The following is a 13,624-nucleotide window of genomic DNA, read 5'->3' on the forward strand; positions in this document are numbered from 1 at the left end:
GTCGCCTTTTTTAGCGTTTTACGCTATCGCTGCTGTGTGTCTATTAAAGCGATGTGCTCTTGCTTATTGCTGGATTTATTTACGAAGCATAGCTTCGATAAAGTCTTTCCAGTTCCCCAGTTCATGTTCAATCATAATAACCTCTCTCTTATTATTGTTTGCATGATACAAAAATAACGGCGTGGCGTGAAGACAATTTAACCAATCGAATTGATAAGCCTCCTTCATGTATTTACTTATCGGCTCTGAATTCAATATGCCGAGGATAAGATGTCTATAATGTGACGGCTGGCAATATTCGAGAATTTTTTACCAACAAAGAGGTAAACTGGCATGCGCATTATCACACATCAACACCTGGAAAACCCCGACTGGCAAGCGCTGGCGACGCTGATAGAACGCGCCGGGCTCGGCGCGCGCGACCCGCGGGAAGTCGAGCGCTGCTATCGCAACAGCACCTTCTGCTGGTATGGCCTGCATGACGGAAAAGTGGTGGCGACGGCGCATGCCATTAGCGATCTCACATGGTCGAGCTATGTCGCGGACATTGTTGTCGATCCCGATTATCAGGGCCGGGGTTTCGGGAATCAATTAATGGACGAGATCCTCGAAACGCTTTTACCTTTTGGTAAAGTTTTTATCTATGCGGTTTTGGATAAAGTCGCTTTTTATAAAAAATATCAGTTCCGCGAATTAACCAGCGGCATGGTGTGCGCCAGCGATGAGAAATTATTCAAAATGCACGAACAGGGATATATACGCTAACCATAATTGTGAATGATGCGTTATATTAGCAGGCTATTGTTTACGCTATTATCTGTTCGGATAATTTGTTTAAGTAAACGGCTTTTGGACAAAAGGATTCAATTATGGTCGTGATGTACGGCATCAAGAACTGCGACACCATCAAAAAAGCCCGCCGCTGGCTGGAAAATAATCACGTAGATTATCAATTTCACGACTACCGCACCGACGGCCTTGATGCACAAATGATGCATAAATTCATCGCTGAGCTGGGCTGGGAGGCGCTGCTGAATACCCGCGGCACCACCTGGCGTAAGCTTGATGAGGCGCAACGCGCGGCGATTACCGACGCCGACAGCGCGGCCGCGCTGATGCTGGAAATGCCGGCAATCATTAAACGACCATTGCTCTGCGCGCCGGGTAAGCCTATGCTGCTTGGTTTTAGCGAATCCACTTACCAGCACTATTTTAACGAGGTCTAGTGTTATGTCTTGCCCGGTTATTGAGCTGACGCAGCAGCTTATTCGTCGCCCTTCTCTGAGCCCCGATGACGCGGGCTGCCAGGCGCTGCTGATCGAGCGGCTGCGTGCCGTAGGGTTTACGGTAGAGCCAATGAATTTTGGCGACACGCAGAACTTCTGGGCATGGCGCGGCACCGGCGAAACGCTGGCCTTCGCAGGGCATACCGATGTGGTGCCCGCGGGCGATGTCGAGCGCTGGATCAATCCGCCGTTTGAGCCCACTATCCGCGACGGGATGCTGTTTGGCCGCGGCGCGGCGGACATGAAAGGTTCGCTGGCGGCGATGGTCGTGGCGGCGGAGCGCTTTGTCGCGCAGCATCCGCACCATCGCGGGCGCCTGGCGTTTCTTATCACCTCCGATGAGGAAGCGAGCGCCACCAACGGCACCGTTAAAGTGGTGGAAGCGCTGATGGCGCGCGGCGAACGTCTCAATTACTGCCTGGTGGGCGAACCGTCCAGCAGCGAAGTGGTCGGCGATGTGGTAAAGAACGGCCGTCGCGGCTCGCTCACCTGCAACCTGACCATTCACGGCGTACAGGGCCACGTCGCGTATCCGCATCTGGCGGATAACCCGGTGCATCGCGCCGCGCCGATGCTCAATGAGCTGGTCGGTATCGAGTGGGATCGCGGCAATGAATTTTTCCCGCCCACCAGCATGCAGATCGCCAATATTCAGGCGGGCACCGGCAGCAACAACGTCATTCCGGGCGATCTCCATGTGCAGTTTAATTTCCGCTTCAGCACGCAGCTGACCGACGAGATGATTAAACAGCGCGTCGTGGCGCTGTTGGAGCAGCACCAGCTGCGCTATACGCTGGACTGGTGGCTCTCCGGCCAGCCGTTCTTAACCGCGCGCGGTAAACTGGTCGATGCGGTGGTGAACGCCGTTCACCACTATAATGAAATTAAACCGCAGCTGCTGACGACCGGCGGCACGTCCGACGGGCGCTTTATCGCCCGCATGGGCGCGCAGGTGGTTGAGCTTGGGCCGGTCAACGCGACGATTCATAAAATAAATGAATGCGTGAAAGCGTCCGACCTGCAGCTGCTGGCCCGTATGTATCAACGCATTATGGAGCAGCTCGTCGCCTGACGCGCGCTCACAAGACGAGGATAACGTCATGGAATGGCTTGGAAAATATTGGTGGGTGCTGGTGCTGGTGTTTCTGCTCGGCGTCCTGCTGAACGTGATTAAAGATTTGAAACGGGTGGATCATAAGAAGTTTATGGATAACCGCCCGGAACTTCCGCCCCACCGCGATTTTAACGACAAGTGGGATGACGAAGACGACTGGCCGAAGAAAAAGTAAGCGCCTGCTTATCCTCTCCGGCTTCTCCGTCAGGCAGCTTGCCTGACGGAGCGCCCCGCGTTACATCATCTGAATCACATCGTCATCGCCAGGCTTACCGCCGCTTAACGCCTCATCAAAATAGTGTTTCGGCACGGTATAGCGCAGATGATCGAGCGCCAGCTGCATGCTGCGGTTATCGATCGCATGCCCCAGATCTTCAACGATATCGAGCGTGACGTCGCCGCCGGCGCGCAGCAGCGCATCCGCCGCCGCCTGAGCGTAGCGGGAATCGATCACCTCATCCTCTTCGCCGTGGATCAGATGCACCGTGGTGGCGGTCGACGCCGCCGTCGGCAGTTCAGCAAAGCGTCCGTTAAACGCAATGACGCGTGAGGCGAGGCCAGGCGCGGCTTTTACGCCTTCCAGCACCATGATAGCGCCCTGCGAAAACCCGATCAGCGCCGTGGCGGCCGGGCTGACGCCGCTTTCACGCTGCCAGTGACGCACGGTGTCGATAAACGTCGGCATAATTTCATCCACCCGCTGCTGGCGGTTGGATTCGGTGACGCCCTGCACGGAAAACCACTCTCTGCCGGGTGCCGGGCCGCTCGGCGCGGGCCCGCCGACGCTGACCACCAGCGCATCCGGGAACAGCGGCGCGAAATAGCTGCCTATCTCGCCCATGGCCACCGGGTTATCCCCGACGCCGTGGAACAGCAGCAGTAGTTGTCTGGCGGGCAGTTCAGGGCTCTGAACCACAAAATGATCATGTCTCATGGCACTCTCCTTCATGGGTTACAGCCAGTTTACGCCGGCCTGAACGGATGACCATCGCAATTCATTGATGGACTTAGTGGAAAAATTGCCATTGCATAAGTTGCGCGTTTAATGCCGCGGCGCGCGGCGCATCAAGCGAATCCAGCGCCAGCGCGGTTTCCTGACGCAGCGCGGCGAGCAGCGCCTTACGCCCGGAAAGCCCGAGCTTACGGCAGAGCGCGTCCACGGGGGTTTGCCGCAGAAGCCGCCCGCGCAGCGCCTGCAACTCCTGCGGGCTCGCCTCAAGCAGCCGGTAGAGCGGGCCGAAAGAGGTTTCCAGCGGGCGATGCGCGAACGCGAATCCCGCGAGCGCTAACCAGTCGTCATCATTAAGGGTAGCCTGGAGCGCGGGCGTCAGCGGCAGCGTTTCATCCACCCAACGCTGGATCAGGGCCGCATCGCGCGCCAGCCGCTGGTGTTCGTCACGCACGAGCCGCGCGCCCGCCGCGCTCAGCGCCATGAGCGCCATCGCGTTATAACAGCCGCTGCTGGCCTCGCGATGGCTGCCAAAACGCACCAGCGTAAAACCGCAGCGCTGCCAGAAGCGCCACAGCGCAGGCGTATAGCCGAAGCTTACGGAAAGGTAATCACAGCCGTCAGGCGCCTGCGCGCGCGCCTGCTCAATCAACTGACGGCCAATGCCTTCGCGCTGGCGGCCAGGATGCACCGCCACGCGGCTAACGCGAAGCCCCCTGAGCGTGGCGGCGAGCGGATCGCCGCCGTGCGCCGCCAGCGACTGCGCCACCAGATTGCCGCGCGGACGGCGATAACCGGCCCACACCGCCTGGCTCAGCGCCGCGTCAAGGCCGCCTTCCGCCACTAACCAGAGCGCGCCGACGGTCTCGCCGCCCGCTTCGGCGGCGATGAACGACTGATTCGGGGCGTCCATCATGCGGCGCAAATCGAGCGGCGAGGTGCGATAGTGCGCGCCTGCCAGCAGCCGGTAGAGCGCGGCCGCGCGGTCGGGCCGGGTTTGCCAGTCGTCCTGATGAACAGGATAAAAGCGAACGTCGCCTGCGGGCGTCTGCGCGAAATCGTCATCCTCAAACAGCAGCGCCTGACTGACCAGCCGCTCCAGCGGGTCGCCCTGCGCCCATCGCACCGGCGTATTAAGGGTGCGGTAGCGCAGGCCGTCGATGCCCGCGCAAAATTTCAGCAAAAAACCGCGTCCGGTGCCTTCATAGCCCTGCACGGTGCTGGTCAGAAGCGCGGCGGGAAACGCCCGCACAAGTTTTTGCAGCATCGGGCCCGGCAGCGCCGCGGCTTCATCAATGACCAGCCAGTCGCAGGGCGCTAGCGTGCCGCCTTCAAGCCCGGCCAGCAGCGCGTCCGGCGCCATAAATACGAATTTCTCGCCCGCATGCGCGGCGATAACGTCCGCCGAGGCGCGCGCAGGCGCGGTCACCAGCGCCCTGCCCGGCAGCGCGCGAATAAACATACCGGCGAGCGCTGATTTTCCGCGCCCGCGCGCGGCGGTAATAACCGTCACGCCATCGGGGGTGGTTAAGAGTTCATCCAGCAGCAGGGCCTGCTCCCGCTGCGGCTCACCGCAGGCCGGGCGCCAGCGCGGGCGCGGCGCAGACGGGCTTAACGGTAACGGCTGCTCCTGACGCCAGCAGATAACGTCAGGATCATGCGCCAGAAGATGCTGAAGATGACGGATAAAGCGCGGGGTGGCGATGGGCTCCCGGCTGTCGCTCCAGCGACAGGCGTCATTATCGACGCGTGCGGGCCACGCCTGCCAGGGCGGCGTTAACAGCACCAGCCAGCTGCCTGCTTTGAGCGTGCCGGCGAGCGCGGCAAACGCCGCGGCGTCAAAACCGCTGCGGGCGTCAAAGACCCCATGCAGGTATTCGCGCCCGAGCAGCGTATTGATAGCGCCCGGCGCCCCGTTCAGCGCCATCTCCGGCGCGCTGCCCACCCACAGCCAGTCGCCGGGCAGGCTGTTCGCCAGCTGTCGCGCCTGCTGCGAGCTCCACGTTTCATCGCCGCTTAACACTAACAGGCGGCGAATGCCCGCCGCCGCCATCTGCGCCGTCAGCGTGGCGAGACTGTCATTCACGTCAGCCTGCCTGCGTTACAGCGCATTGCCAAAGGTGTTGCACTGCGCCGGATCGCCGCTGTCAAAACCGCGTTTAAACCAGCTGTAGCGCTGATCGGACGTGCCGTGGGTAAAGCTGTCGGGCACCACGCGTCCCTGGCTCTGCTGCTGAAGACGGTCGTCGCCGATCGCCTGGGCGGCGTTCAGCGCCTCCTGCAAATCGCCGGTTTCCAGCACGCCCTCTTTCTGCATCGCATTGCCCCAGACGCCCGCAAAACAGTCCGCCTGTAACTCAAGGCGCACCGAGAGGCGGTTCACTTCGGTCTGTGAGGCGTTTTGCTGGAGCTGGCGGACTTTCGGTTCAATGCCGAGCAGCTTCTGCACATGGTGGCCGACTTCGTGCGCGATGACGTAGCCCTGCGCGAAATCGCCGCCCGCGCCGAGCTTCTCTTTCATTTCGTCATAGAAGGAGAGATCGATATACACGGTGCTGTCCGCCGGGCAGTAGAACGGGCCCATCACCGACTGGCCGGTGCCGCAGCCGGTACGGGTCGCGCCACGATACATCACCAGTTTCGGCTCCTGATAGGTGCGGCCCATCTTCTGAAACTGCTGGCCCCAGGTCTCTTCCGTCGTGCCGAGAATAACCGAGGTGAACTTCGCCGCTTCGTCGTCGTTCGGGCTGATAGAGCGCGACGCCTGCTGGCTGACCGGCGCGCCGCCCGTCAGCAGCCCGCTGAGATCGACGCCGTAATAGCTGGCGACCACCACAACCACCAGCAGTACCAGCCCGCCCTTCCCGGCAGGCAGGCGGAAGCCACGCCCGCCCATCATCGGCGAACTGCTGTTTCGTCTGTCTTCCACATTGTCGCTTTCGCGACGTCCTTGCCAACGCATACTCTGACCTCTTCACTCTCAATTATTATGATAATGATCGTAGGTGGTTCAGGCGCGCTTTACCATAAGAAAACGGGGGAAGGCGCAGGGCATGGGGCCATACCCTGCGAAAAAGCGAAGGGAGAAGCGGTTAGTCGAGATTGACGCCAAGGCGGCGCGCGACTTCTTCGTAAGCTTCGATAAGGCCGCCCAGGCTCTGGCGGAAGCGGTCTTTATCCATTTTGTCCATAGTTTGTTTATCCCACAGACGCGCGCCGTCCGGCGAGAACTCATCGCCCAGCGTCACTTCGCCGTTGAACAGACCAAACTCCAGTTTGAAGTCAACGAGGATCAGGCCTGCGTCGTCAAAGAGCTTTTTCAGCACGTCGTTGGCTTTGTAGGTCAGTTCTTTCATGCGCGCGAGATTTTCCTGGCTCACCCAGCCGAACGTTTCACAGTAGGATTCGTTAACCATCGGATCGTGCATCGCATCGTTTTTCAGGAACAGATCGAACAGCGGCGGGTTGAGTTCGATGCCCTCTTCAATGCCGAGACGCTTCACCAGCGAGCCCGCCGCGCGGTTGCGAATAACGCACTCCACCGGCACCATATCGAGCTTTTTCACCAGCGCTTCGGTATCGGAAAGCAGCCGTTCCATTTGCGTCGGGATGCCCGCTTCGGCCAGTTTGCTCATGATGAAATAGTTAAACTTGTTGTTCACCATTCCCTTACGGTCAAACTGCTCAATGCGGGCGCCGTCGCCTGCTGACGTATCATTGCGGAACTCGAGCACCAACAGATCCGGGTTTTCCGTGCTGTATACGGTTTTCGCTTTGCCACGATACAACTCAGCTTGCTTTTGCATCTTTATTACTCCAGGTATGGTGACCGCTCGCGCGGCCTGAGGATTTATCACAAAATTTGCCGGTTTCCGGCGACGCACACGTTTGCGTCCACCACAGAAAAAAGGGCCGGAGTGATCCGGCCCTGCGTATTACTTGCTGAATGCAGCCTGGAAGGCGGCGACCAGCGCGTCGTTTTGCGACTGGGTCAGCGTATGGCCTTTCGGGTCGATGAACTGCAGGCTGGTGCGGTTATCGAGATCGCCGACCTGAAGTTTGTAATCGCCGTTAGAGAGGCCCGGATCGCGCGCGCCCAGCGCCTGCCAGTCGCTGTCGGACAGCGCTTTGTAGGTCACGGCGACGCTGCCCGTGGAACGGGTGGAGTCGGTCACTTTCATGCCCACTTTCGCGAGCGTATCCGGCAGGCGGTTCCACACGGCGTTAAACGGCGCGCGCACCACCAGCACCGGCAGGCCGACATCGTCGGAACCGCTGGTCACGTCGATTTGCGACGCGGTGCGGTTATCGGCGGCGTTCTGGCGCGCGGTATCGTTTTTATCAAGCCCGGACGCGATAGCGTTCAGCATTTCAGCGCTGTAACGCTGCAATGAGGCGGTATCCGCCACCGGTTTGCCATCCTGCTCAAGATTGACGAGCTTCACCACCAGCGCCTGCTGATAGCCCTGCGGCTTCACGCTGACCTGGTAACGGCCGCGATACTGCTGGTCTTCATCGGCGCGGTTCCACTGAACCCAGTCAGTGTTGAGCGTCTGGGAGGCGTCGTCGCGTTTCTCAATGGTGTAATTGAGCGATTGCACCACGCTGACCACCTGCGGCCAGAGTGAGCCATTGCGGCCGCTTTCCAGCAGCAGCGTCGCGGTGTCGCCAGTGAACTGGGTACGCGCGCCGCTGACCAGCGCCAGCGGCTGTGTTGGCGGGCGGATATCAAGCTGTTTGCCAACCGGGCCGTTGCTACGGGTGGCCGGGATGTTATAGTCGCCGTTCTGCACCGGCAGGATCATACCGGCAGGCGCGTGCAGTTCTGCCAGCGGAGCCGCGTCCAGATAGGACTCGTCGCCGCTCACCTGGCGCTTGTAGCGCGAATCGGAACTACAGGCGGCGAGCAGCATCACCAGCGATACGGTTGCTACTTTCGCCACACGCGACTTCTGTACTGAGTAAGCCATCAAATCTCCCTAAACTTTACAGCAGGCCGGCATGCTTAAGCGCGGAGCCAACAATGTCGCGACCGGCATCGGTAATCGGCGTCATCGGCAGGCGCAGCGTATCGGTCGCCACAAGTCCCAACTCCTTACAGGCCCATTTCACCGGGACAGGATTGGGTTCGACAAATAATTTATGGTGCAAAGGCATCAGGCGACGATTGATGATGCGCGCATCGTCAAACTTCCCTTCCGCCGCGAGCCGGCACATATCGGCCATATCGCGCGCCGCGACGTTAGTGGTAACGGAAATCACCCCGTGGCCGCCAAGCTGCATGAAGTCCATCGCCGTAGCGTCATCGCCGCTTAACAGCGCGAAATCATCACTGACCAGCTCTTTGATCAGGTGAACGCGGCTTAAGTTCCCGGTCGCTTCTTTGATACCGACAATATTTTTAATTTTCGACAGACGCCCCACGGTCTCCGGCAGCATATCGCAACCGGTACGGGACGGGACATTATAGAGGATCTGCGGCAGGTCGGTATGCTCCGCGATAGCTTTAAAATGCTGGAACAAGCCTTCCTGGGTCGGACGGTTGTAATACGGCGTAACGGTCAGGCAGCCTGCGATGCCGCTGTCGTTGAAACGCTGGGTCAGGCTGATGGCCTCGGAAGTGGCGTTCGCGCCCGTGCCTGCGATAACCGGGATGCGGCCGTCGGCAAGCTCCAGCGTCATCATCACCACCTCAGCATGCTCGTCATGGCTGAGCGTAGCGGATTCCCCGGTCGTCCCCACCGATACAATCGCCGACGTTCCGTTAGCGACATGGTAATCAATCAGTTTTTTCAGGCTCGCCCGGCAGACATTACCTTTTTCATCCATCGGCGTAATAAGCGCGACAATACTTCCCGTGAACATTGGCCATCCTCTGTGCAAACTGGAGCCTCAATGGTACGTTTGGTGCCGTAATAAAAGCAAGCGGCCAGGGGGCGCTATGCGGTTGTATGGCGGATTTTTTTATGGTTTCCTAAGGATTAATTCATCGTTTCAACAGGAAGCACAGGTTTGACATCCTCATCCCCCCATTATCTGGTGATTACCGCGCTGGGAGCCGACCGCTCGGGTATCGTTAACACTATCACCCGCCATGTCAGCAGTTGCGGCTGCAATATCGAAGATAGCCGTCTGGCGATGCTGGGAGAGGAGTTCACGTTCATCATGCTGCTGTCCGGCAGCTGGAACGCCATTACGCTGATTGAATCGACGCTGCCGCTCAAGGGCGCCGAGCTGGATCTGCTGATTGTGATGAAACGCACCACCGCCCGTCCGCGCCAGGCGATGCCGGCGTCCGTCTGGGTGCAGGTAGAGGTGGAAGACTCGCCGCATCTGATTGAGCGCTTCACCGAACTGTTCCACTCTCACGACATGAATATCGCTGAACTTATCTCGCGCACGCAGCCTGCGCAGGAAAATAAGTCCGCACAGCTCTATATTCAGATAACGGCGCACAGTCCGGCTTCACAGGATGCGACGATTATCGAACGGCCTTTCCGTCAGCTCTGTACAGAGCTGGGCGCGCAAGGCACTATTAGCGTGGTTAATTATCCACAGCAAGATGAACAGGATGGAGTGTAGTGATGAATCCACTGAAAGCCGGTGATATCGCACCGAAATTTAGCTTGCCCGATCAGGACGGTGAACAAGTAAATTTGACCGACTTCCAGGGACAGCGTGTTCTGGTTTATTTCTATCCCAAAGCCATGACGCCGGGCTGCACCGTCCAGGCATGCGGGCTGCGCGATAATATGGATGACCTGAAAAAAGCGGGTGTGGAAGTGCTGGGCATCAGCACCGATAAACCTGAAAAGCTCTCGCGTTTCGCTGAAAAAGAGCTGCTTAATTTCACGCTGCTCTCGGATGAAGATCATCAGGTGAGCGACCAGTTTGGCGTCTGGGGCGAAAAATCCTTTATGGGGAAAACCTACGACGGCATTCACCGCATCAGCTTTCTGATCGATGCCGACGGAAAAATCGAGCATGTGTTCAACGATTTCAAAACCAGCAATCACCACGATGTGGTCATGGCCTGGCTGAAAGAGCACGCCTGAATAAACGTTGCCGGGAGGCGCCGCGCCTGCCCGGCCATTATGTCGTTATTCCTGCGTCGTCGGCGTGGTTTCCGGCCAGGCGTGAACCACCGCTTTAATCAGCGTCGCCAGCGGAATGGCGAAGAAAATACCCCAGAAGCCCCACAGCCCGCCGAAAATCACCACCGAGAGAATAATCACCAGCGGATGCAGATTCACGGCTTCGGAGAACAGCACCGGCACCAGCACGTTGCCGTCGAGCCCCTGAATGATCAGATAGACCGCAAAGCAGCTCCAGAATTCCGTGCCCATGCCGAACTGAAACAGCGCCACGCACACGACCGGGATCGTCACCATAAACGCGCCGATATACGGGATAAGCACGGAAATGCCCACCAGCACCGCCAGTAACAGCGAATAATTCAGCCCGAAAATCAGAAAGCCTATCCAGGTGGCGACGCCGACCACAATCATCTCCAGCACTTTGCCGCGGATGTAATTGGTGATCTGCTGGTTCATCTCCACCCACACCTGGCCTGCCAGGCCGCGGTTGCGCGGCAGCACGCGCCGCACCGTGTTGAGCAGCTGTTCTTTATCTTTCACCAGGAAGAACACCATCAGCGGCACCAGGATCAGGTAGATGGCGAGCGTCAGTAGCCCTACCAGCGAAGCGAGCGAATATTTCACGACGGAATCGCCAAGCGTGATGATGCGGGTGCGCATGTTTTCGGCGATCGCGTCGATAATGCCCGCGTCCATCAGCGCCGGAAAGCGCTTCGGCAGCGTCGCCGCGAAGCCAGAGAGCTTATTGAGCATGCCGGGAATATCGCGGATCAGGTTAATTCCCTGCTGCCAGGCCACCGGCACCACCACGAAGGCCATCACCAGCACAATGCCGATAAAGAGCACCAGCACCAGCGTCGCGGCAAGGCCGCGCGAACAGCCGATGCGCTGCAGCCGCGACGTCGGCCATTCCAGCAGATAAGCGAGGACGATAGCGACCAGCAACGGCGCCAGCAAACCATGCAGGAAGAAGAGGATACAAAAACCGGCGACCAGAATCGCCAGCAGCGCTATCGCTTCCGGGTCGCTGAAGCGACGACGATACCACTGCATTAACATTTCAAGCATAAAAGACCTTCCCTGACGGGTGACGCCACAGGCGCGAGGGCGAATTGTATCGAAATGTCACAAAAAAGACCGTGATTTTTGTGCCCCCAGGCAGACAACCCGCCGTCGGATGAATATGATTTCCCGACGCATTTGTAAAACGGACTTCCCAGCCGGGCGCGCGTACTGAACAAAGCGATGCCGGGCGGGTCAAAAGAGACTCTATACAGACGGGAAAGAGGCTATGTTCAGGCAGTTGAAAACGACACTGGTTGCAACGCTTATCGGCAGTATGCTGGCAGGCCCGCTTGCGCCCGCCTTTGCAGCGGACCCGGCCGACGGTTTGCCGGATATGGGCACCTCGGCGGGCAGCACGCTCTCTATCGGTCAGGAGCTTCAGATGGGCGATTACTACGTCCGTCAGCTGCGCGGCAGCGCGCCCCTGATCAACGACCCGCTGCTGGTGCAGTATATCAACGGGCTGGGTATGCGTCTGGTCTCGCACGCCGATTCGGTAAAAACCCCTTTCCACTTCTATCTCATTAATAACGACGAAATTAACGCCTTCGCCTTTTTCGGCGGCAACGTGGTGCTGCACTCGGCGCTGTTCCGCTATGCCGATAACGAAAGCCAGCTCGCCTCGGTGATGGCGCACGAAATCTCTCACGTCACCCAGCGCCATCTGGCGCGCGCGATGGAAGATCAAAAGCGCAGCGCCCCGCTCACCTGGGTCGGCGCGCTCGGCTCCATACTGCTCGCGATGGCGAGCCCGCAGGCGGGTATGGCGGCGCTGACCGGCACGCTCGCCGGTACGCAGCAGGGTGTTATCACGTTTACCCAGCAGAACGAGCAGGAAGCGGACCGCATCGGCATTCAGGTGCTGCAACGCTCCGGTTTCGATCCGCAGGCGATGCCCACCTTCCTTGAGAAACTCCTCGACCAGGCGCGCTACTCCACGCGCCCGCCGGAAATTCTGCTGACTCACCCGCTGCCGGAAAGCCGTCTGGCGGACGCCCGCAACCGCGCGAACCAGATGCGCCCGGTGGTATCGCAATCTTCCGAGGCGTTTTACATGGCGAAAGTGCGCGCGCTTGGCATGTATAACTCCGGGCGCAACCAGCTCACCAGCGATATTCTGGATGCGCTCGCCAAAGGCAACCTGCGCGAACAGCACGCCGCGCAGTATGGCCGCGCCCTGGAGGCGATGCAGGATAAACGCTTCGCCGAGGCGCGCCAGCAGCTGGAGCCGCTGTTGCGCGCGCAGCCAGGCAACGCCTGGTATCTCGACCTCGCCACCGATATTTCGCTTGGCGAGCACAAAGCGCAGGAGGCGATTGACCGCCTGAAAAGCGCGCCGGATCTGAAAACCAACCCGGTGTTGCAGTTGAACCTCGCTAACGCGTATCTGGAGGGCAGCCAGCCGGCGCAGGCGGTGACTATTCTTAACCGCTACACCTTTACCTGGCCTGACGACACCAATGGCTGGGATCTGCTGGCCCAGGCGCAGGCGGCGCTGGGCAATCGCGATCAGGAGCTGGCCGCGCGCGCCGAAGTGATGGCGCTTTTGGGTAAACTCGATCAGGCGATTTCGCTGCTCAGCAGCGCCAGTTCGCAGGTGAAGCTCGGCAGTCTGCAACAGGCGCGTTACGACGCCCGTATCGACCAGATCCGCCAGCTGCAACAGCGCTTCCGCCCTTACGAAAAAATGTAACAGGAGAGACCATGTCCCGGGACGTGACGATTTACCATAACCCGCGCTGCTCGAAGAGCCGCGAAACCCTGAGCCTGCTGACAGAACGCGGCATTGAACCCGATGTCGTACTGTATCTGGAGACGCCGCCGGATGCGGCGACAATAAAAACGCTGCTGAAGCAGCTCGGGTTCAGCCAGGCGCGCGAGCTGATGCGCACCAAAGAAGATCTCTATAAAACGCTGAATCTGGCTGACCCGTCGCTCAGTGAAGAGGCATTGATTCAGGCGATGGTGGATAACCCGAAACTGATCGAGCGTCCGATTGTGGTGAGCCACGGCAAAGCCCGGCTGGGGCGCCCGCCGGAACAGGTGCTGGATATCCTCTAAAAAAACGCCGCGGGAATGACTTCTCGCGGCGTTCTTGTTTTCTGCGACGGCT

16 protein-coding genes are annotated in these 13,624 nt (G+C 59.1%); 8 read left to right on the forward strand and 8 right to left on the reverse strand.

Annotated features, from left to right (window positions below):
• Window positions 1-75: 75 nt before the first annotated feature.
• Entirely contained in the window at window positions 76-135 is a 60-nt protein-coding gene (gene ypfM / locus AFK65_RS21880; RefSeq protein WP_100207200.1) for a protein YpfM, read from the reverse strand.
• 198 nt (window positions 136-333) lie between these two features.
• Here ypfM and AFK65_RS14390 point away from each other — a divergent pair, with 198 nt between their 5' ends.
• From AFK65_RS14390 to AFK65_RS14405, 4 genes are all read left to right on the forward strand, one after another.
• Entirely contained in the window at window positions 334-765 is a 432-nt protein-coding gene (locus AFK65_RS14390; protein WP_007700454.1) for a GNAT family N-acetyltransferase, read from the forward strand.
• 104 nt (window positions 766-869) lie between these two features.
• Entirely contained in the window at window positions 870-1,226 is a 357-nt protein-coding gene (locus tag AFK65_RS14395) for an ArsC family reductase (RefSeq protein ID WP_004386537.1), read from the forward strand.
• 4 nt (window positions 1,227-1,230) lie between these two features.
• The gene (gene dapE, locus AFK65_RS14400; protein WP_038856553.1) at window positions 1,231-2,358 is read left to right on the forward strand and encodes a succinyl-diaminopimelate desuccinylase; all 1,128 of its coding nucleotides are present in this window, start codon (window positions 1,231-1,233) and stop codon (window positions 2,356-2,358) included.
• A 28-nt stretch (window positions 2,359-2,386) separates the two neighbouring features.
• A complete protein-coding gene (locus tag AFK65_RS14405; protein ID WP_007700459.1) occupies window positions 2,387-2,575 on the forward strand; it encodes a YpfN family protein in 189 nt (62 codons plus the stop codon).
• Window positions 2,576-2,635: 60 nt separating this feature from the next.
• On the opposite strand, the gene ypfH is transcribed toward AFK65_RS14405, so the two are convergent.
• The 6 genes from ypfH to dapA all read right to left on the reverse strand — a co-directional run bounded on the left by ypfH (window position 2,636) and on the right by dapA (window position 9,214).
• Window positions 2,636-3,334: an esterase gene (ypfH, locus tag AFK65_RS14410; protein ID WP_038856552.1), complete on the reverse strand. Its 699-nt coding sequence runs from the start codon at window positions 3,332-3,334 to the stop codon at window positions 2,636-2,638.
• Between the two features lie 73 nt (window positions 3,335-3,407).
• Window positions 3,408-5,402: a tRNA(Met) cytidine acetyltransferase TmcA gene (locus AFK65_RS14415; protein ID WP_050569302.1), complete on the reverse strand. Its 1,995-nt coding sequence runs from the start codon at window positions 5,400-5,402 to the stop codon at window positions 3,408-3,410.
• Between the two features lie 48 nt (window positions 5,403-5,450).
• Entirely contained in the window at window positions 5,451-6,311 is an 861-nt protein-coding gene (ypfJ, locus tag AFK65_RS14420) for a KPN_02809 family neutral zinc metallopeptidase (RefSeq protein WP_071602495.1), read from the reverse strand.
• A 130-nt stretch (window positions 6,312-6,441) separates the two neighbouring features.
• Window positions 6,442-7,155 carry a phosphoribosylaminoimidazolesuccinocarboxamide synthase gene (purC, locus tag AFK65_RS14425; protein ID WP_007700471.1) on the reverse strand — a complete coding sequence of 238 codons (714 nt, stop codon included), beginning with the start codon at window positions 7,153-7,155 and terminating at the stop codon, window positions 6,442-6,444.
• Between the two features lie 129 nt (window positions 7,156-7,284).
• Window positions 7,285-8,319, reverse strand: a complete 1,035-nt coding sequence (gene bamC, locus AFK65_RS14430; protein WP_038856548.1) for an outer membrane protein assembly factor BamC — start codon at window positions 8,317-8,319, stop codon at window positions 7,285-7,287.
• A gap of 16 nt (window positions 8,320-8,335) precedes the next feature.
• Window positions 8,336-9,214 (reverse strand): 4-hydroxy-tetrahydrodipicolinate synthase, encoded by an 879-nt coding sequence (dapA, locus tag AFK65_RS14435; protein ID WP_038856545.1) that lies wholly within the window; start codon window positions 9,212-9,214, stop codon window positions 8,336-8,338.
• Window positions 9,215-9,361: 147 nt separating this feature from the next.
• Here dapA and AFK65_RS14440 point away from each other — a divergent pair, with 147 nt between their 5' ends.
• Window positions 9,362-9,931: a glycine cleavage system transcriptional repressor gene (locus tag AFK65_RS14440; RefSeq protein ID WP_038856542.1), complete on the forward strand. Its 570-nt coding sequence runs from the start codon at window positions 9,362-9,364 to the stop codon at window positions 9,929-9,931.
• Between the two features lie 2 nt (window positions 9,932-9,933).
• Complete coding sequence (bcp, locus tag AFK65_RS14445) at window positions 9,934-10,404, forward strand: thioredoxin-dependent thiol peroxidase (protein ID WP_032804818.1); 471 nt, start codon at window positions 9,934-9,936, stop codon at window positions 10,402-10,404.
• A 45-nt stretch (window positions 10,405-10,449) separates the two neighbouring features.
• Here bcp and AFK65_RS14450 read toward each other — a convergent pair whose 3' ends face one another.
• Window positions 10,450-11,514, reverse strand: coding sequence for an AI-2E family transporter (locus AFK65_RS14450; RefSeq protein WP_007700482.1), 1,065 nt, complete (start codon window positions 11,512-11,514; stop codon window positions 10,450-10,452).
• Window positions 11,515-11,737: 223 nt separating this feature from the next.
• Between AFK65_RS14450 and bepA the strand changes: the two genes are divergently transcribed.
• Together bepA and arsC are read left to right on the forward strand one after the other, a co-directional pair.
• The gene (bepA, locus tag AFK65_RS14455) at window positions 11,738-13,204 is read left to right on the forward strand and encodes a beta-barrel assembly-enhancing protease (RefSeq protein WP_038856541.1); all 1,467 of its coding nucleotides are present in this window, start codon (window positions 11,738-11,740) and stop codon (window positions 13,202-13,204) included.
• Window positions 13,205-13,215: 11 nt separating this feature from the next.
• Window positions 13,216-13,572 carry an arsenate reductase (glutaredoxin) gene (arsC, locus tag AFK65_RS14460; RefSeq protein ID WP_007700499.1) on the forward strand — a complete coding sequence of 119 codons (357 nt, stop codon included), beginning with the start codon at window positions 13,216-13,218 and terminating at the stop codon, window positions 13,570-13,572.
• The last annotated feature ends 52 nt before the right edge of the window (window positions 13,573-13,624 follow it).

It is taken from the genome of Cronobacter universalis NCTC 9529 (assembly GCF_001277175.1).
In the GTDB taxonomy this organism is placed as follows: domain Bacteria; phylum Pseudomonadota; class Gammaproteobacteria; order Enterobacterales; family Enterobacteriaceae; genus Cronobacter; species Cronobacter universalis.

Coding starts and splice junctions, on each gene's coding strand:
- AFK65_RS14390 (WP_007700454.1), top strand. CDS start 334: ATGCGCATTATCACACATCAACACCTGGAAAACCCCGACTGGCAAGCG.
- AFK65_RS14395 (WP_004386537.1), top strand. CDS start 870: ATGGTCGTGATGTACGGCATCAAGAACTGCGACACCATCAAAAAAGCC.
- dapE (WP_038856553.1), top strand. CDS start 1,231: ATGTCTTGCCCGGTTATTGAGCTGACGCAGCAGCTTATTCGTCGCCCT.
- AFK65_RS14405 (WP_007700459.1), top strand. CDS start 2,387: ATGGAATGGCTTGGAAAATATTGGTGGGTGCTGGTGCTGGTGTTTCTG.
- ypfH (WP_038856552.1), bottom strand. CDS start 3,334: ATGAGACATGATCATTTTGTGGTTCAGAGCCCTGAACTGCCCGCCAGA.
- AFK65_RS14415 (WP_050569302.1), bottom strand. CDS start 5,402: ATGGCGGCGGCGGGCATTCGCCGCCTGTTAGTGTTAAGCGGCGATGAA.
- ypfJ (WP_071602495.1), bottom strand. CDS start 6,311: ATGCGTTGGCAAGGACGTCGCGAAAGCGACAATGTGGAAGACAGACGA.
- purC (WP_007700471.1), bottom strand. CDS start 7,155: ATGCAAAAGCAAGCTGAGTTGTATCGTGGCAAAGCGAAAACCGTATAC.
- bamC (WP_038856548.1), bottom strand. CDS start 8,319: ATGGCTTACTCAGTACAGAAGTCGCGTGTGGCGAAAGTAGCAACCGTA.
- dapA (WP_038856545.1), bottom strand. CDS start 9,214: ATGTTCACGGGAAGTATTGTCGCGCTTATTACGCCGATGGATGAAAAA.
- bcp (WP_032804818.1), top strand. CDS start 9,934: ATGAATCCACTGAAAGCCGGTGATATCGCACCGAAATTTAGCTTGCCC.
- AFK65_RS14450 (WP_007700482.1), bottom strand. CDS start 11,514: ATGCTTGAAATGTTAATGCAGTGGTATCGTCGTCGCTTCAGCGACCCG.
- bepA (WP_038856541.1), top strand. CDS start 11,738: ATGTTCAGGCAGTTGAAAACGACACTGGTTGCAACGCTTATCGGCAGT.
- arsC (WP_007700499.1), top strand. CDS start 13,216: ATGTCCCGGGACGTGACGATTTACCATAACCCGCGCTGCTCGAAGAGC.